This window comes from Pedobacter sp. Leaf216 (assembly GCF_001421515.1).
GTDB lineage: Bacteria > Bacteroidota > Bacteroidia > Sphingobacteriales > Sphingobacteriaceae > Pedobacter.
The window spans coordinates 72,886-92,469 of record NZ_LMKM01000008.1; the positions used below are offsets into that span (position 1 = coordinate 72,886).

Below are 19,584 nucleotides of genomic sequence, written 5' to 3' on the forward strand. Positions count from 1 at the left end.
TCTCCACGTACCGACTGGTTATAAAAGCTATAAATTTTTCTCAAAAAGCACTTCATTATATTTATACTATTTCGGTTGAAAAACTGACTTCAGGTAGCTTGTATTTGCACTGAAATTATATTTTACATTTGTTGGCTGTTTGGCATCCCGGCTTCTTTCTACAACGAGCCAACCGCTCCAGCCCATATCATTTAAAGTTTCTTTAACTTTGTTCAAATCAATTTTTGGATCGTTCTGTAACCAAACCCCATCTTCATTTGTAGCATGGATCTGAATGATGTTTTTCTTGCCCAAAATCATGAGTTCATCGTTTAAATCTCTTCCATTCTTAATGGCATTGGAAAAATTGAAATAACTTTTAACATACTTGCAATTGATATCTTTTAATAATTGTAATTCTCCTTTGGCATCTAAAGCACTTTCAATTCCAATTGTAATGCCAGCTTTAGCAGCCATTTTTCCCGCAACTTTTAACCTTTCTACAATAGGTTCGCGCAGTTCTGGATTTTTAATTAAATCGCCTTGAATACCCAATGGCAGAAAGACTACTTTAACATGCATTGCTTTAGCAGTATCTAAACAATCCTGAATCATTTTCTGATAAGTTGGGCGTTTGGCAAATGATTGCGCATAAAAACCAGTCATCGCTAACGAACAGATTTCGAGATTCAGCTCTTTTGCTTTATCCAAGTACTCCTGTCTGATTTTTGGATCGGCCAGTTTATTGTCGAAAGTTTCGCGATCACCCAAACCACCCATGTCAATTTCAAGTCCATCGGCACCAATTTCTTTTGCAAGTGGCAAAGCACTGATTTTCTGACGTTTTAAAATCATTAAATCAATAACGGCAACTTTAAAACGGTTCTTTTTATCTGCGGCGAAAAGCAATTGACTGGGAAACATAAAAGCTCCCGTTAACAAGGCCATGCTACCAATAAAAGATCTTCTGTTTTGATGTTGCATATCCAGTTATTTACTCGTGCTTAGTGGAAATAATTTTTCTAAATTTTGAAAGCCCATCATCGCATTTTTAGGCAATTTTTCACCTTTATCGCCAAATACATATAAAGCATTCTCCTTTTCAATCGTTACCTTACTTTCATCATATTTACCGGTTTTATCTTTAACCCCAGAAGCATTTAATTTGAAATTTTTAATTAGGAAATCGTATAACGCAACGCGTTTATTGACACCAAAATCGTGCTTTTCATCAGGAAGATGAACATTCTCCACTTTATCTTTAGCCCCATAATAACCGTACATTTTCTGCAGGTAAGGAAAATCGTGTTCTGGTGTATGTGCTGTCCAATCGCTACCGTCTGACACCAGTAATTGCGGACGTGGAGCAGCCATTGCGGCTAATTCTACGTTATCGGTACCACCACCACATTGATGGATTGGCATTCCGCTTTCGCATGGGCAACCGCCATAAAAGTATGATGACATGGCAACCACGGGTGCACTCAATTTAATCCGGTCATCCATGGCTGTCATTAAAATAGAATGACTTCCGGCGCCCGATCCACCGCTAATTCCGATCCGGTTGGTATCTGTTTCTTTTAGCGAGCCGAAATAATCCAAAATTCTGATACCGCCTAAAGCTTGAACGGTTTGGGCCAGGCTTTTTCTATGGTCTTCGTATTTAAACTGCAACATCGATTCGCCCCAGGCAAAAAGATCATAACTAAAGGCCATTGCTCCCATTTTGGCAATCATTGCACAGCGGATCTGGCAATCGGGCCTATAACGTTGTTTTTCCCAGTGTCCATCAGGGCTAAGCACCACAGGAATTTTTCCTTTAAAATTTAATGGTTTGTAAAGGGAACCGTTAATCCATACACCTGGTAAGATTTCCAATGCAATGTTTTCTACCGAATAGCCATCAAAAATTCTTTTTGCCGTTACAATCGGTTTTGAATTTGGTTTTGCAGGTAGCGGTGATAGCAGTAAAGCTTTGTATAGTTCAGGTTTAATTTCTGCTTTACGTTTTTCCCAACTTGCCTGATCATGATATTTTGTAGCCAATTGATCTAAATATGCCCATCCATCCTGCACTTCCCATCGGTAATATTCATATTCTTTTAATTTATAAACACCAGGCTTTTCTTTGTTTACCTTCATATCCAAAGGCATAAGCACATTGGTAAGTGTTTCGTCTACATCAGCCCGGAAACGCCAATCAGCATAGTTTACCCATTTATCTTTTACCTGAGGTTCTGAGTATTTAATTTGTACTTTGAAACGCGTTTGAATCTCTTTCAAAACATCAATAAGTGGTTTTTTATAGAGATTATCAGTGTTTTGAATTTGAGCAGAGAGGTTGTTTACAGGGAATATATAGGAAATAAATAATACAGCAAAAAATCTCAGCACCCTGGTCGTCATTGCGAGTGCTGATTTTTCATCAGCCGAAGCAATCTTTCTTGATAGGATAGATTGCCGCATCATGCCTCCTCGTAATGACGATCGCAACGACCTAGAAATGAATTCTTTAATTGAATTTACCATCTTAACCTTCCTCATTTTTAGTTTCAGTAATTACGGGTGCCGTATATCCTTTCAGTTTCGGCCAAACACCATTTTTAATTTTCTTCAGTTTTAACTTTGAAGGATCTACCACTACATGTTTAATTTTTTCCCTTCTCCATGTATAAATAAAATGTAACATACCATCAGCAGTTTGAATAACAGCCGGATAAGAATACTGGCTGATCGGTGAATCTTCTAAGATCAATGCAGCAGACCATTCTTTGCCATCTTTAGAAACCGATACATTTAATGGTGTTCTAGGTCCTTTAGCTAAATCACCCGGAGGCAAAACATGGTTGTATACCAATACCTGCCGCCCATCTTTCATGGTTACTGCATCTGTGCCAGAGTTATTATTGGGTAATGTGGTTTTGGTTAATGCCGACCAGGTTTCACCATTATCGTTAGACCATGCCTCTACGATTGCACGGTTGGCGGTTCTGGCCAAAATCTGCAACTTTCCGTTTCCGTATTGTAAAATACTTGGTTGAATGGCTTTTATGCCGTTTTCAGGAAGCGGGCCAACCTTCCTCCAGGTTTTACCATTGTCTTTTGTTACTTCAAAATGGATTTTCCAACCATCACCCTCTTTGCTTGATGGTGCAAAGAGATTTCCGTTGCTCAATAAAACCGGTTTGTTTTTTACAGGTCCAATATAACCATCAGGTAGCTTTGTAGCATCCGACCAGGTTTTACCATCATCTTTCGAAGTTTTCATCATCCCCCACCATTCAGATGGTTTTGGTCCGATTTTATAAAATAACAGCAAATCTCCGCCAGGAACCTGATAAAGAACAGGATTCCACGTTGGTAATCTTTTACCATCAGGCTGAATACCAGTGGCAACCGAAAACGGAGCCAACCATTTGCCATCTACAAAGCGGCTGATGTAGATTTCTACATCGGGATTCCGCTCTTTTGTGCCGCCAAAAAATGAAGCAACTAAACCTGTTGGCGTTTCTGCTATTGTAGCTGAATGGCATGAAGGAAACGGTGCTTTGTCGTAAAGAAATTCTTGTTTTACGATTCCGGTTTGCCATTTTTCTACCTGGGCATTGGCGCTGATAAAGGTGGCAAATATAAAGACCAGTGTAATTTGTATTTTTCTTTTTAACATCATGTTTATTTATTAAAAAAGGTCGTCATTGCGAGGCACGAAGCAATCCTAATGCTATAGCTACCGTAGTAAGATTGCTTCGTGCCTCGCAATGACGATGAGGTGAAGCAAATTCACGTTATTGTTTTGCTTTCGCTGCTTTCTCTTCTTTTATCTTTTTTGTATAGGCACTATAAAGTGCTCTCCAGCTTCGACCATTATTATTTAGCATTTGCTCAGATTTTGTTTTGTAAATCTCAAAAATGGCTGAAATCTGCTTCATGTTTTTATAATCGACAGCTTGCTCGCGGGCCTGTTTTAAGTAAGCCAAAATCTTGGCTTCCTCATCAGCAGTTAAATCCGGAACAATGGCTTTATAACCTTTCATGGTGAATTCTACTTTACCAATGGTGTATTTATCCAATATGGTTTCTACCTGCTCTGGAGTTAAGTTTTTTCTCAACCCATCCATTAAAACCTGGTGAACGGTAGAAGGTATTGCAGAATCGGCAATAATCTGTTTGTCTAAATCGCTTAATTTATTTCCAGTAACCGGATTTATTCCATCAGGAACTGTAGATGATGGATGATCGTTATGCCAATCCCTAATTGTTGTTAAGTGAACTGCAATTGCATTTTCTACTGCTGATTTTTTCGCTGCATCAGTTAAATTTACTGCTGAGGCCCATTCTTTGGCTTTGGTTACAATTTCTTCCGGCACCGCAATGTCCTTCGTTTGACTGAATGCGTTTACTGTGGTTAGCAGTAAGGTTATCAGTATAAATGGTTTAAAAAACTTTCTCATAATTGTGTTTTCTTTTTTAATCGTCATTGCGAGGCTTGATTTTTCATCAACCGAAGCAATCTTTCTTGGCAGGATAGATTGCTTCGTCGTTCCTCCTCGCAATGACGACTTATTTCATTTTTATTTCCGTTCTACCACAAATGAATAATCTCCAGAGCCGAGCTCATAAACGGCCCTGTTATTCTCCATTTTTATAAATTTTAAATCCTTTATTGATTTCGATTTTTCTGAAACATCATTTTTATTATTTGCAGGAATATAAACCATTGCAGTTGTATTTGCCGGAATGGTGATATTCCAGTTAAATTGCTTTGCTGTTTTATTATAATTGCTTTTAATTAGCCCATAAACCGAATTGTAGGTGGCATTTATAGCGTTTAAGCCATTAATTATTTCCGGTTTCATGATGATCTTTTTGAAAGCTGCACTTTCGGATTTTATTCCGGCCAGATTTTCATAATACCAGATCAGTAAATCGCCAAGCATCATCACATGGTTTTGTGAATTCATTTTTGGATCGGCTGTATTCCCATTCCACAATTCCCAAATGGTGGTTGCGCCGTTATCTACCATGTAGCCCCAACTCGGATAAGTTTTTTGTGTGGCCACGGTATAGGCCAAATCTGGTCGGCCATAATCGTTTAAACAGCGCATTAACCACTGAATTCCCACTAAGCCATTGCTCAAATGCCCCTTATTTGTAACCTCTACCGTATAAGTAATGCTCTTAAAAACTTTATCTACATTGTCTTGAGGAACCATCCCGAAGTAAAGCGGAATGATGTTATCGGTTAGTGCATTTGAGGCATAGTAGCCTTTGTTGTTATAATATTTTTGATTAAAAGCGTCTTTGATTTTATTTCCCAAAAGCTCATATGCCTTTATATCTTCATTGTTGCCGCTTACCTTCGCAAACTCCATCATCAATTGGGTGAAATGATAATAATATGCTGTCGAAATCAATTCTGACGGATACTTTTTATCTGCACTTTTACCACGGCCAAATTCGATGGTAATGGGCGGCATACACCAATCGCCATAACTATCTTTGGTCAAAATATAATCTTTCATGTAACGGTTTTGCATGTAAGCAAGCCATTTTTTCATTGCCGGATAGTTGTCCTGTACGGCAGATACATCACCAGTTTGCTTATATAACATTTCGGTAACTAAAAGCATTGCTCCGGGCCAGGTCATGTTGTCGCTGTAGTAGCGCCAAAAAGCTGGTGCAACATCCGGAATGGCACCATCTTCTTTTTGCGAATTTCTAATATCTTGCAACCATTTGGCGTAGAATCTACCGTTATCAAAAAGAAAACTTTCACCATAAGCCACTGCGCCTCTATCGCCCAACCAAGGCATGCGCTCGTTGCGTTGCGGGCAATCAACCGGAATCCCTTTGTAACTCCCGGCAATTCCCCACCAGGCATTTTTGAAAATCTGATTAGTCAAAGCATCCGAAGTTTCGAACGTTCCGACCGTTTTGATGCTATCGTAAATCATTTTGCCAACGAAATCGCTTAGTAATGGTTGGTAGGTATAGCCTGTAAGTTCTACATATCTAAACCCGCGGTAGGCAAATGTTGGTTCCCAGGTTTCTGATTCGCCACCTTTTAAGGTGTATAAATCGGTACATTTTGCATTGCGGAGATTAGCGGTAAAGAGTTCGCCATTATCTTGTAATGATTCAGCAAACCGCATTTTAATCTGGTTGCCTTTAATACCTTTTACCTTGATTTGCAGCCAGCCCACCATGTTCTGACCTATATCCAAAATATACCGACCACCCGAAATTTTAGTGATTGAAACAGGCTTAATGGTATTCATCACTTTCATGTTTTCATTCATCTGGGCCTCAATAGTTCCGGTAGGTTCTTGTACAAATTCTACTTTTGCCCATTTACTATCATCAAAACCTACTTTATTCCAGCCTGAAACTTCTTTTGTAGCATCGTATTCTTCGCCGTCGTATTCGTTATTTGCTCTGATCGGTCCATCTGTTGTGCCCTTCCAGCTATCGTCGGTATCAATATTTGCCGTTGTTCCGTCGGTGTAAACAATGTTGATGTTCATGAGCATTTTCGGAAACCCAAATGTTTTAATTTTATACGGTTTTTCATTTTGGCGCATTGCGAAGAAACGGCCATTTCCGAGTATCGTACCCACTGCATTTTTACCGTTCTGGATGTAACTGGTTACATCATAGGTATTGTACTTTACGTTTTTGGTATAATCAGTAGGCGACGGCGATAAAACATCATTCCCCACTTTTTTACCATTAATATAGAGTTGGTATAAACCTAAGCCAATGATAGATGCGGTGGCAGATTTGATTTGTTTTATAGACTGAAACTCCTTTCTAAAATATCGTGCTGATAAACGTGAATCCGTTTTAATGTTATCCCATGGGAAAGCCCGGTCGAAACCAATCCAGCCCTTTGGCCAATCTTTATAATAAAGCAAACCCATAGTGAAAGCGTTGTTAGCCGACCATTCACTTTGACCAGCAGTTGTCCATACTTTAACCTTCCAGTAGGCTTTCATACGGCTAGTTAATGCCATACCGTTATAGCTTACATGGATAGATTCTGGTTCCTTAACCTTTCCTGAGTCCCATAAATCGCCTTCATTCGCCTTTAATTTTTCTGCCGATGATGCAACTAAAATTTGATAAGCGGTTTGCATTACATTACGCTCATTAGAAATGATATGCCATGCAAAGCGGGGTTTTACAACATCAATGCCCAACGGATTTTCGAGCATCTCGCAGGTGGTGTGCTGCAACGAGATTTCCGCCATCACTTTTGTAAAGGATATGAGGCAAATGCTGATGATCGCTAGGTGGAGTTTAATGTTCATTACGCTTCGCGGTTGATTGCACAGATTTATTGATTATACTAATTGTATTATTGTTTTTTAAAAAAATTCGTCATTGCGAAGCTTGGCCTGAGCGAGCTGAAGCAATCTTTTTTGCTAATGTTATTGTGTTCCATAATTTCTTTATTGAGATTGCTTCGTCGTTCCTCCTCGCAATGACGAACTATGGAGCGAAAAATCAAAATACAAGGTCATATTCAATGCCCTACTTGGATCTTTATCAAAATCGTAATAAATATTCTTCATTCCCATTGGCCCTGTTGTTTCTGGTTTTTGGGTTTTTGTACCAATTGCCGAAATGGCATTCATAAAGGAAATATCACCATTCGGAAATGTCGGACTCATATTATCGTATTCTGTATCCTTTGATTTTTTTGGTGTAAATAACCTTAAAAAAACATCTTCCCGATCTGTTACAACTTTGAATGATTGTTGCTTGCCAATAAATTCGCACCAGTACATATTTGAATAATAGCCTTTAAATTCTGGATATTGCCATGGTGCTTCTCCTGTTGCCGAATTGTTATAATCCTTTTTCCAAATGCCAAACTCCGTTCCTTTCATCCTGTTTTTCCAAACGCGGTATGGCCCATTACCTTTGTATTCAACGGCTTTAATTTCTGTTTCTGGATAAGAAAAGTTAACACCAACGAAAGTGGTAAAGTAATCTGATGGAAAATATTTTACTTCCATTTTTAACCATCCAGATGGGTAAATCGTCCATTGTAGGGTATTCCAGCTTTCCTTTTTATCAAATTTAGATGAAATCACTAAATTTTCGCCATCCATTTTTTGAGTAAAACCTTTAAAGTTATTTACACCCTCCTGCAAAATAGGACCATTGGAAAAAGGCATTATCCCTTTAGCATTCCTGGCCTGTTGCAACAAACCAGTTGTTTTGTCGAACGTTAAATCAATACCATTTGCAGAAACAAGGTATAATTTAGCGTCTTCTTTGAGATTTATTTTCGAAAAACCTGTTTTTACAATAATTTTCTCAGCATCATCTATAGGCAAAGTGATGGGGAAACTCCAGGTGAATAATTCTTTACCATCCGGTCCATTTGCGCTAAGATAAAGGGCATCAAAACTTCTCCAATCTGCTGGAAGATTAACCTGTAATTTTCCTTTTTCGAAGGGTTTAATGTTTGGTGCATCGGCTTTGCCAGACTTAAATGCAGCATCTGTCCCAGCTTTTAATTTCTTCAATTTCCAGTTAAAAGTACATTGATTGAGGTTGGTAAAAGCATATCGGTTTTCTAATGTAAACGAGCCATCAAAGCCAAATGTCATTTCTCTTTTTGCTATAAAAACCGGACTCCAAACTTCTTTAATGGTGAAAAAACTACCTTCTTTTTCATGATAAGGCCCAACAATTCCGTCAGGGCCATGATTTCCATCAGTATCCAATTCACCATTTTTATCGGTACGCACCACAGCCTGGTCGGCAAAATCCCATAAGAAACCGCCAGCCGAAAGTGGATTGTTCCACATGGCATTCCAGTAATCTTCAATGCCTGCACCATGACCGCCATCCCACATACCATGCAGAAATTCGGTAGGCATTAAAATATTGTGCCCATGATCGTAGTTGCCAATTCCGTAATTAAATTCACGGTAATGTGTGGTTTCAAAACCGTTAAAAACTTCCCAAGGGTGAATTAAAGGTCTTTTTTGAAGATCTTCCTCGCCAAAAAGATGATCAAGTTCGCGGTTATGACCACCTTCGTTCCCATTGGCCCAAAATATAATCGATGGATGATTTTCATCATTCAACATCATTTCTTTCATCAACTTCGTTCCGGTAGGCGTAACATAAGTGCCGTGCCAGCCTGCCAGTTCGTCCATTACAAATAAGCCAAGCGAATCGCAAACGTCTAAAAAATGGCCATCTGGTGGGTAGTGAGACATCCGGACGGCATTCATATTCATTTCTTTCATCAACAAAACATCGGCGATGCTGATTTTTTTACTGGTTGTTCTGCCCGACGACGGATAAAATGAATGCCGGTTTACACCTTTAAACTTCATTTTTACTCCGTTAACATATACGCCATCACGTTCTTTTACTTCAACTGTTCTAAAACCAATTTTTTTGGAAATCTGATGGATCTCTTTCCCATTTTTAATTAATGTGAAGTTTGCCGTATACAAATTCGGAAACTCTGAAGACCATAAAGCCGGATTGGAAAATTGATGATTGAGTTGTATGTTTTTATTTCCTTTATTTATTGAAGTTGTAAACCGATCACCAAATCTTTTCCCATTTTTTCCTAAAAGCTCCACTTCAATTTTATCTGCATCACCAGTATAATTTAATTGCGCATTTAAACTGCCATCAGCTTTGGCATCGATCTGAATCCGATTGATATGGGTTTGCGGCAGTGATTCGAGATATACAGGTCTGAAAATGCCACCAAAAATCCAGAAATCAGCCTTGCGTTCGGCATTGTTAACCGATTCATTAGCAGAATGCTTGGATACTTTTACTTCAAGTAAATTATCGTCGCCAAATTTAATCAGTTTGGAAATATCGTATTTAAAAACATAAAATGAACCCTGGTGAATCTCACCAGCCAACTGACCGTTAATTTTTACTTCGGTATCGGTCATTGAGCCTTCAAAAACGATATTGATTTCCTTATTTTTCCAGGCAGTTGGAACTTTAAATTTATACTTGTAAAGCCCTTCTTCCTTTCCCTTATTTTCTTCTTTGTTGAAACCATAATTATATTTTCCGAAACCCTGCAGTTCCCAATTTGAAGGAACTGGTATAGTGGTCCATTTGCCCGAATTTGTGCCAGCGGTACAGAAAAAATCCCAGTTCACGGTATTGTCGTTCCCTGTTCCCGATAGGTATAATTTCTCCGTTTGCTGGGCTTTTAGCGAGCAGAATAGGGTTGTTAAACACAAGAAAAGTATAAATCTGCGTTTCATTAATTGGTTTTAAAAGTTTTAGTTAATGGATTATCGGTTCGGAAAGGCAAAGCAGGTAAACCATTGCTATAAAAGTTTCCTGTTGGGTTTTCCGTCCAGTTATAACGCACGGCTACAGGTGTCTTAACTTCTTTTGAAGAAACAACAACTTTTCCATCTTTTATCACAGCATCAGCATTTACAAATTTTCCGTCATTTCCTGCGATGGTAAAACCGGTAATAGGACCGGATGAAGCTGATTTTAAATAATCGAAATTCAATTCGGCTTTCCCATTTTTAAACGATACTGATTGATAAACAGGCCCTGAGAAATCATTTTTTTGATTATAGGTTTCGGCCAAAGCCCAAAGTGCCAATCTTCTGCCTACCTCCCATTTATATGTTGGGTGTAAATCTTCATTGGAGTCGGTTAAATCGTTTGTAGAAACCATTCCAGTGTTCGGTAAACGCAACAATTGTGTTTGCGCTTCCCAAAATTCAGGTTCGGTATTTTCATCAACAGGTACTTTGCCTTTGGTTTTGGAATAGTTAAAAGGTGCAATCTGAACATAATAAAAAGGCAGATTCTTTTCTTTCCAGGCTTTTCGCCAGCTATTAATCAATACCTTCATTTTATAGGCGTAATTGATCTTTTCATTCAAAAAGCAATTGGTTTCGCCCTGATACCACAAAAAACCACGGATTTTAAATTGTGTTAAAGGTTCGATCATCGTTGAATAAAACTTACCCGGATCGTTACCTATTTTTTGATTTTCGAAATAATCCTCCAATGCAAATGCATTTTCTGAAATCCATGGCTCAATTGCACTTCCCGGAATGGCCGAAGAAATCAGGCCCACTGGAATTCCTAATTTTTCCTGAACTTCTTTGGCGAAGAAATAACCAACGGCTGAAAAAGCACGTAATGCTGAATCTTGCGCCATTGCCCAGCTTTTATGAAGCGAATCAGGTTTGATTAAAGTTTTTCGGTTAACCAGGAAAATTCTGATCTGATCATTTTTTGCCTTTGCAACTTCATCAAACGGGAAACCTAATTTTTCATTTTTAGGTTTTGGGATTTTGGCCAGTTTGCGCATGGCATATTCCATATTGGATTGACCAGAACATACCCAAACCTCGCCCACTAGAATATTGGTAAGCTCAATTTTATTTGAGCCACTGATGGTCATGGTTTGGGGGTTTATAGCTGTTTTTAATGGTGCTAAAACCACCGACCAGTTTCCGTTTTTATCGGCAACTGTTTCTTTTTTCTGACCTGCAAAAACTACTGCTACTTTTTCATCAGGTGAAGCAAAACCCCAGATATTGATTGGTTTTTCGCGCTGTAAAACCATATTGCTTGATAAAATTTGAGGCAAAAGGATTTTTGCGTTGGCGGAAAAGGAAAATAAAGAAAGAAGGATAATTAGTGCCGTCATTCCCGCGCAGGCGGGAATCTTAATGCTACAGGTGCTAGGATTCTCTCCCGTCATTTCGATCCGATAGCTATCGGATGGAGCGCAGCGAAACCGAGAAATCATTTCCGCATGGTTCAAAGATTTCTCCACTACGGTCGAAATGACGCTTAGGAAAGATTGCCGAGCCTTGCCCCCTCGTACTGACGATGATGTGGCCGGAATGCCGAACGCCTTAGCACTCAATAATGGGAAAACTCCAAACTCCAAACCCAAAACTCCAAACTTTCTCATCTAAAATCCCTCCGTTTTTAAATACTTAATCGAATAAACGGCTTCCTTCTTCTCTGCTTCCCCGGCATTTTTCAAATCATAGGTTTGATCCGCTGGTGTATCTACATCAGGAAAACGACGAACATCACCGGTGCGGAAAACAATTCTGGAAACATCAGCAACAGGTTGAAAAGCCAGGCTGGTTAATACATCTTTGCCGTTTACAGTGATGGTGTAAAAACGCATAAAGGCATCTAATTTTAATTTGATGTCGTAACTTTTACCTGCCTCGTATTTCATAAAGTTTTTATACCGTGCGCCTGCCTTTGCGCTTAAAGTTCCTGCGGTATCAAAAGTAAGGCGCACGGTAGCTGTTCCTTTAACATCCTGCAATTCGATTTCCAATAAACCGAAGTCATTTTGCTTCGGCGTAACAGAAAATGAGGCGATTATTTTTTTTGCTGCTGGAAAAAACCTTTCAGCTTTGGCATAATCAAAAGGATCTTTGTCTTTCAATACTAAAACGCCGTTTTCAACCTTAACAGGGGCCCAAAGTGGACTGTAGACATTCCATGTTTCGAGTGCTTTATCAGCTGGCATCTTACCGAAATCATCGTTTACATGTTGTGTTGCTTTATCATTAAGGGGTACTGGCACAGAAGAAACCCAAATATCTTCTTTGTTCATGCTGTAGGTTACCCATAATTTACCATCAGCAGGTTTGCCATTACCTTCGATAATTCCACGTACATATTGTGGCCCGTATGATTTATAGTTACCACCATAACGCATTGGCGTAATTTCACCGTGTACGAGTAGAAGGTTGGTATAATCGAGTCCGTTTTTACTTGTTGATATGGCTAGCGGCCATCGGTACTCAGATGGATTATAAACCGTTGCATAGTTGCCATCAGAAGTTTTCTGTCCCCATATTTTGGCGTTACTATTCACGAAACCGGGTGCCCTGGAAGCATTTTCCGGCCAGCTCTTACCGTTATCATTGCTAATTGCAGTTAAGGCATTTTTCCATAAACCCACAACTCTGCCATCAGGTAAATGATAGTAACTAAACGCCTTATATTGCTTTTGTAAAGTAATTAGCGGATCTTTTCTATCTGCTTCCTCATTCCATTGCTGGGTAATTAATTTATTGGCTAACAACTCATTACAAGATTCAATAAAAGCTTTACTTTTACTTTTGGTGTATAATGGGTATTTAGTGTTTTTCTCGGAGTAGCCGGGGTTGTAGTGAATAAAATAAATAGGTCCGTATTTGCCGTCTGGCAGAATTTCTCTTACGGCCCTGCCAATTCCATGGCCATCGTTCGGATCGTCTTTAGCATCAAAACTGATCGCATAGAAACCCAAAGCCAGGAAAACGTTTTTCTTTGAAACATAAAAGCCCATGCGTTGATGCATCACGGCATCTAAATCTTTAGCTACATCGGTTCTACCCGCTTTTGTTGTACCATCCGGAATTCGGTAAACCGGAAAAATAACATCCGGCTTGCTCCAGGTGTAGCCATCATTTGAAGATTGTAATAATGTTTGACCTGGTGGGATGCTTTCGCCAACTTTATCACTCAGGTATTCGATGTAAAATTTATTGTTCCAATAGGCCAGCATTGGGGCATGGTTGTAAGTCCAACCGAAGTTTTCGGCCAGTTCAGGGTGTTCTCTGTTCGCACGGAAAGTTTGGATATTATGCACACCCATTACCGGCGAAAGCTGACCGTGATGGTAATCTGCATTAACCAGGGTTTTACCTGTATAGCGCACTGTATCTTGCGCATGCGAAGTGGTTATCGCAAATGCAAGTGGTAAGCTTATACAAAGTATTTTAAATATTTTCATGTTTATATTTTTTACCACGAAGACACTAAGACACTAGATCTTATTCTTTTATGCGTCATTGCGAGTTTCCGATTCTTGATCGGAACGAAGCAATCTTTTTTGCTAAATAGATTGCTTTACACGCTCGCTCTGCCCCTTACTTCAGTTCGCAATGACGAATTTCTTTACTTCGTGCTTTTGTGTCTTTGTGGTTAATGCTTCAATAAATTCTCTATCACTTTTCTTTTCACTTGTATAATCGTTCCGTGTTTATGCCCTTCGGGGATTGAAATTGATGCTGTTACATCTTTAAATGTCTTAAAATCGGAAGTTTTATAGGCAGAATAAATCTTTTGCCCATAGGCATCGAAATAAATCAGCCAATCATTTTTTACTTTTACCACCGTTGGTCCTTCTGTTAATTTCGGACTAAAAGTTTGAGAAACATTTTGGTAAGGCCCCAGTGCATCTTTTGCAAAAGCAACTTTTAAATTCCTGTTTGGTCGGGTATTGTCTTTCAGTACCAATACATAATCTTTAGGAGCGCGTTTTACAATCACCGCATCAATTACACTAAAACCAGGATCAAGAAATAGTTTAGGTTTAGAGAAGCTAACAAAATCTTTCGTGGTAATGCTGTACATCCGATGGTTGTTCTCTTCCTCTTCTATTCCTTTAGTAAAACGGAATGGTATAGTTGAAGCCCAAATGATTATATATTCCTTTTTCTCGTTATCGTAAAAAATCTCTGGTGCCCAAGCATTAATTGTTTTTGGTTCGCTTTCCATTACCGGAAGGAATTTTTGTTCGCTCCAATTGATCAGATCCTTTGAACTGGCATAACCAAAACCTTTGTCACCCTTCCAACTGCAAGTCCATACTAAATGGAAAGTGCCGTCTGGCCCTTGAGCAATTGACGGATCGCGGAGTACTTTTTGCGTACCTACTGTTGGTTTCAAAAAGGTTTTATTTAAATCTGTCCAATGGTAAGCATCATAGCTGTATAAAAGCCTTAACCCTTCGTTTGCCGGCTCGTGGAAAGAGGTAAATAGGTAAGCCTGTTTTGAACAGGAACTTAATCCGCACAATAGCAGGCCAATTATAGCTAAGCGAAATGATGATATGGAATTGGGTTTAAACACTTTTTTCTTTAGTTATTTTTTTTTCGTTTGGTCGTCATTTCGACCGAAGTGGAGAAATCTTTTAAAGTTGTTGTAAAAGATCTCTCGATTCCGCTGCGCTTCACTCGAGATGACGAATTATTCTCCTATATCTCTTCCAAAACCAATACCCAGTCATTTCCATTTGCAGGTTCACCTGGTGGATTAAATTCCTTAATGCCTTTATTTTCAAACTCTCCAATCGGCGTAGTTTTTCCTGTTCTTGGATCAAACCATGAAGCTTTTACTTCGTCACCATCAATTTTACCCATTTGTACACTGAAATTTTTACCAGTATAGGTGTATAACATTGCAAACTCTTCGCCTCTTGTAGCAAGAACGCGCTCGTACTTATCTCCATTTTTACCAGCAACTAAAGTTTGGTCGGGTACACGGTCTAAATAAGAGTGCGAAAGCATTAAATCTTTCAGGTATTGCATCTGTTTTGCACCTGGGGCATTAATTGCCGTTATCCATTGATCTTTAGGACCATAAGCAGGTTTTAAATCTGTCTTTTTATACATCTGCATTACCGAATTGTGACCGTAAGTATAACCAAATGCACCTGCAAAAACCGACCAATAACCATATCTTCTTACATCGCTATCGGTCCAGCGCGGTTGCAGTGTATCATGTAAACCTTGTGGAATATCCTCATATGAAGGCTCCCCATCAATAGTTGGTTTGGTTGGTTTTAATTTATAATCAGCTTCGATGTATTTCCAGTTATCCTCTCCATAATGCAGTTGCTCATTTTTAGAAGTGTCTTGGTCGTAACGGCGGTGGCCTGACTGTACCATATCGAAATCGCACCATTTTGCATTTTGAAACCACTGTGATGAAGCAGTACGGCCTCTTGGATGAAATGTAATTAAATGATTCGGATCATTTGCTCTTAAGGTTTTGCCGATGGTGTTCCAAACAGCCGCACCTTCACTCCCTTTAATGTCGCCACCATTTAACCAGATAATATTCCATTTTTCTTTATAACGTTTGGCTAAAAACTCTGAATAGGCTTTTGCCTGCTTTTCATTTACTTTTTTGGCCTTTACATTGGTTCCCCAAACCGGAACTAAAGCCATATAAAGACCTTTTTCTGCGGCCAGATCTACGATATAATCTACATGGTCCCAATAATCGTAAGCCAAGGAATCTTTCGGATTATTGTCAGGTGTGAGCATTGGTTTGGAAACATCAGCATGAACAACTGACGAATCTCCATATACATTTTTCGAAGGAACATCATGTAATAACATCACCTGAATAACATTAAAGCCCTTTTGTTTACGGTCTTCGAGATAGGTATTTGCTTCTTCGCGGGTTAAACGCCCGAAAAGTAACCAACCTGTATCGCCAAGCCAAAAGAAGGGTTTGCCATCCCCTGTGGTTAAATATCTTCCGTTTTCTGATACCAAAAGGCTTTTATCCCCAAAATGAAATTTCTTTTTACAGCCAAAAGCAAGGCAAGAAACTAAAGCAAGTAGATATAGTATATATTTAATGTTCATATTAAATTTTATTGATGATGAGTACCTCGTCGCCTGCTGCCACTTTATTCAGTTTTACAATTGCACCTCCATTAATTTTCTCTTCTTTTAGCACTTTACCATTTCTGGTATTGAGCACTTTTACATTGAATTTCCCTGTATTTTTACTTAGATCGAGGTCTATTGCATTTGGTGAGGCATTGTATAAAATATAAGCTTTACCTGCATTTTCCAGCCCATATTGTTTAGCCGATTTACCTGCAAGAAGAAAAGGTTTCATTGAAGAAGCAGCACTTAAAACTGTTTTATCTATATCGTTAACGTTTGATAAAGAACCACCTGCCATTAAAATCGCCCATCCAAAACTATCAAAGCTATCTCCCGAATACATTACAGCTTTTTCAGGGAACTTATTCTTATATTCGGAAACGGCATGGTAAACTTCTTCGAAAGATGTTTTCTTAGGTTTTAGCAAACGGGCATGTTGTCGCGGTGCCAAACTTAAACCACCTTGCGGTGCGTAAGCTGTTCCATCGGCCTGATAATGCCAATACCTGATATCTATTAAATTAATCACACTTGCACGTTCAGGATCGGCTAAAATGGCATCCTGCACATCTTTTGTTACACTCAAACCAATAATTGGGTGTTTGCCTGTTTCTTTCTCCCATTCTTTTATGGTATCGATCCAGAATTGAACGAAATGAAGCGGACCGGTAAATTCGGCACCGATTAACTGAATTACACCAGTATTTCCATTAAAATTTTCCAGGCATTTTCTGATGTAAGCCTTATGGATTGCTTTACGATGCTCATTGCTGATGTCGTAAAACTGCTCGGCCATAAAAATGCGTTTATCGCCAGCATATGGCACAGGCTCAGGAAAACCCGTATTGTTGATGTTGTTTGCAGTACGCCATGGAAAGTCGGCATAGTGTGCTCCGGCTTCGATAATGTTGTGCTGAAAATAATTTTCGTGGATTAAAACCAGGCCTTTTTGATCGGCAAGGTTGGCGAATTGCTTTAACCTGTCCCAATACCATAAATTGTATTTGGTAATGTCGTATTTGCTTAAACCATCCCAGGCTTTATCCTGGCCGCTACGGGCAAAAGGCAATTCGTAAAAAGGTGCCCAAACCTCGCCATCCATACGGCGGATTCGCTCATGATCATCTCTTCTTCTGTCGTACCAAAGGCCGTAATTGTGATCGAGCACTTTAACAGTGCCATTTTTCATCGCATCTGTGATCGAATCCAAATCATCCGTTAAGCCATTGCCTGAACGGCCAGGAACGAAACGCGTAATATGAAATTTAGTATTTTTCAATCCATACGGACGGGCACTCCCATTCCACCAGGGAACATCCTGGCGATTACCCACCACAACTTCATTGCCACGCACCAACCAGCCGTTTTTAACCGTCATTGCATCAGCAAGTGCAGGTTGAATAACTTTATCAAGACCAATTTTATCAATACTTTTTGCAGAACCGGCATCGGTTATGATTTTATCCCGATCTGTTACGGCATCAATATATTCGGAAACTGTTAAAGCAGGTTTATACGCCAGCTTAGTCAGTTTTAAAGCTACATCAACAGGCGGACTGCTTGATGCTTCTGTTTCTACAGGAAGTACAAAATTTCGTTTTTCTGCTTCATTACCCAATCTATCTTTAAGTTGGGCATAATATAAACTTCGAGGCTGGATCTGTTCGTTTGACATATCCCAATAACCGTTCCCGGCAAATTGCGACCAGGTTCCAAAAGCCCAATTTTGTGCTGTTGGTGGTTGAAAATTATCAACCCTTGCAGCGCTACATTGCCAGAATACACTATTTGCCGCACCCCAACCGGCTCCTTGGCCATCTTGTCCACGGTTTAAATAACTTAAGGCCTGTCCGTCAATATTTACTATATCGAATAACACACCTGATGCCCAGCTATCAATAGCACCACTAAAACTGAATGGCAAATAAGATTGGCATTGTACAAAAACATTAGGACCCGGGGCACAAAAGCCTACAGCAAAATCATGGTAGCCATATTCTGAGTATAACCTTTGAAAAAGCGTTTGCTGACCAGTGGTTAAAAATGTAAATCTTCGTTCACCACCAATTTCAGAAACTGGGGCAAGTGATTTACAATCTTCAACTGTAATTCTTTTAGCGGTTTCAAGTACATTAACGGCAGAGCCGGCAAAATGCTCAAAAACAACCTGACGAACCCATGCATCCTGGGTATTTTCTACGCAGATGGCTGTCCAGCGATGGTATTCATCCTTACTATTTTCCTTATGGTAATCTGATTCGATTTTTAGATTTTCGATACCTGTTCGTGAAATTCTACCTTCCCATTTGTATTTAGAAATGGTTGCTCCACCAAACTTAGCATCTAAAGCCGTGGTAATAGGTGCATCAAAAGTAATGGTATTGCCGTTCATGGCGATAATCTTTCTATCCCAATGGATGTCTCTTGTTCCAGGTTTCCAGCCTAAAGCACTTTCTCCTCCACCAAACTCTACCGTTTTTAGCGTTTCGATCCACTCTTTGGTTGATGGACGGTGAATCAAAATTTCATCACCAACCTTTAATCCGCTGGTACTTGCTAAGGTTACTTTATTTGCATTAACAGGTACTAAAGGATCAGTAATGGCGATAGCTTTTTCTTCCAACTTATTCTTTTGGCCTAAAATTCTGATTACGCCAATCCGGTCTAAACCTGTTGCAAAAATCTTTGTGCCGTTTTCGCCCATTCCACTACCACGGAGTACCACTCCGGAGGCTGACAACCTTAATGTTCCTGCAACTTCGTAAGTGCCTTTTTCTAAAAATACTGCTCCACGTAAACCATCTTTACCGATTGGCAATTTAGCTACATAATTTAGGGCTGATTGAATTCTTAAAGTGGCATCGCCCTTTGAAACAGGAACAACTACCTTTATTGTTGCATTGGGAATCGCTTTTTCGCCCGCCATGTAACCCGCATAAGAAAAATCGGGAATCCGGTTTCCTTCCGCATCTGGAGTGTAAGCCATTTTGCCATCTTTTCCTTTAAAAATCGGCTTTGGAGGCTCAACAGGCTTTGTTTTTTGCGCATAAGAAAAGTTAATCGCCAAAAGAGCCATGACCAAAATCGGTAAGGCTTTTATTTGTATGGTTTTTAATATATGGTTAGTTTTTGGCATTGATGTTTT

Annotated in this window: 11 protein-coding genes; all 11 read right to left on the reverse strand. The window is 39.4% G+C overall.

Annotated features, from left to right (window positions below; genetic code table 11):
* Positions 1–66: 66 nt before the first annotated feature.
* Complete coding sequence (locus ASE74_RS07935; RefSeq protein WP_055906794.1) at positions 67–963, reverse strand: sugar phosphate isomerase/epimerase; 897 nt, start codon at positions 961–963, stop codon at positions 67–69.
* A gap of 6 nt (positions 964–969) precedes the next feature.
* Positions 970–2,448: an acetylxylan esterase gene (locus tag ASE74_RS07940; RefSeq protein WP_082458692.1), complete on the reverse strand. Its 1,479-nt coding sequence runs from the start codon at positions 2,446–2,448 to the stop codon at positions 970–972.
* A gap of 61 nt (positions 2,449–2,509) precedes the next feature.
* Positions 2,510–3,649: an exo-alpha-sialidase gene (locus ASE74_RS07945; RefSeq protein WP_235526032.1), complete on the reverse strand. Its 1,140-nt coding sequence runs from the start codon at positions 3,647–3,649 to the stop codon at positions 2,510–2,512.
* Between the two features lie 115 nt (positions 3,650–3,764).
* Entirely contained in the window at positions 3,765–4,430 is a 666-nt protein-coding gene (locus ASE74_RS07950; protein WP_055906931.1) for a DUF3826 domain-containing protein, read from the reverse strand.
* 120 nt (positions 4,431–4,550) lie between these two features.
* Positions 4,551–7,229, reverse strand: a complete 2,679-nt coding sequence (locus ASE74_RS07955; protein ID WP_235526033.1) for an alpha-L-rhamnosidase — start codon at positions 7,227–7,229, stop codon at positions 4,551–4,553.
* A gap of 201 nt (positions 7,230–7,430) precedes the next feature.
* Positions 7,431–10,244 (reverse strand): glycoside hydrolase family 2, encoded by a 2,814-nt coding sequence (locus ASE74_RS07960; RefSeq protein ID WP_055906803.1) that lies wholly within the window; start codon positions 10,242–10,244, stop codon positions 7,431–7,433.
* The gene (locus ASE74_RS07965) at positions 10,244–11,578 is read right to left on the reverse strand and encodes a sialate O-acetylesterase (RefSeq protein WP_082458693.1); all 1,335 of its coding nucleotides are present in this window, start codon (positions 11,576–11,578) and stop codon (positions 10,244–10,246) included. The genes ASE74_RS07960 and ASE74_RS07965 overlap by 1 nt, the downstream gene beginning before the upstream one ends.
* Positions 11,579–11,932: 354 nt before the next feature.
* Entirely contained in the window at positions 11,933–13,765 is a 1,833-nt protein-coding gene (locus ASE74_RS07970; RefSeq protein ID WP_055906809.1) for a hypothetical protein, read from the reverse strand.
* Between the two features lie 191 nt (positions 13,766–13,956).
* Positions 13,957–14,886 carry a glycoside hydrolase family 43 protein gene (locus ASE74_RS07975; protein ID WP_235526034.1) on the reverse strand — a complete coding sequence of 310 codons (930 nt, stop codon included), beginning with the start codon at positions 14,884–14,886 and terminating at the stop codon, positions 13,957–13,959.
* Between the two features lie 125 nt (positions 14,887–15,011).
* Positions 15,012–16,412: a glycoside hydrolase family 140 protein gene (locus ASE74_RS07980; RefSeq protein WP_055906812.1), complete on the reverse strand. Its 1,401-nt coding sequence runs from the start codon at positions 16,410–16,412 to the stop codon at positions 15,012–15,014.
* A 1-nt stretch (position 16,413) separates the two neighbouring features.
* On the reverse strand, positions 16,414–19,575 hold the full coding sequence (locus ASE74_RS07985) for a DUF6298 domain-containing protein (RefSeq protein WP_055906936.1): 3,162 nt from the start codon (positions 19,573–19,575) through the stop codon (positions 16,414–16,416).
* Positions 19,576–19,584 lie beyond the last annotated feature (9 nt).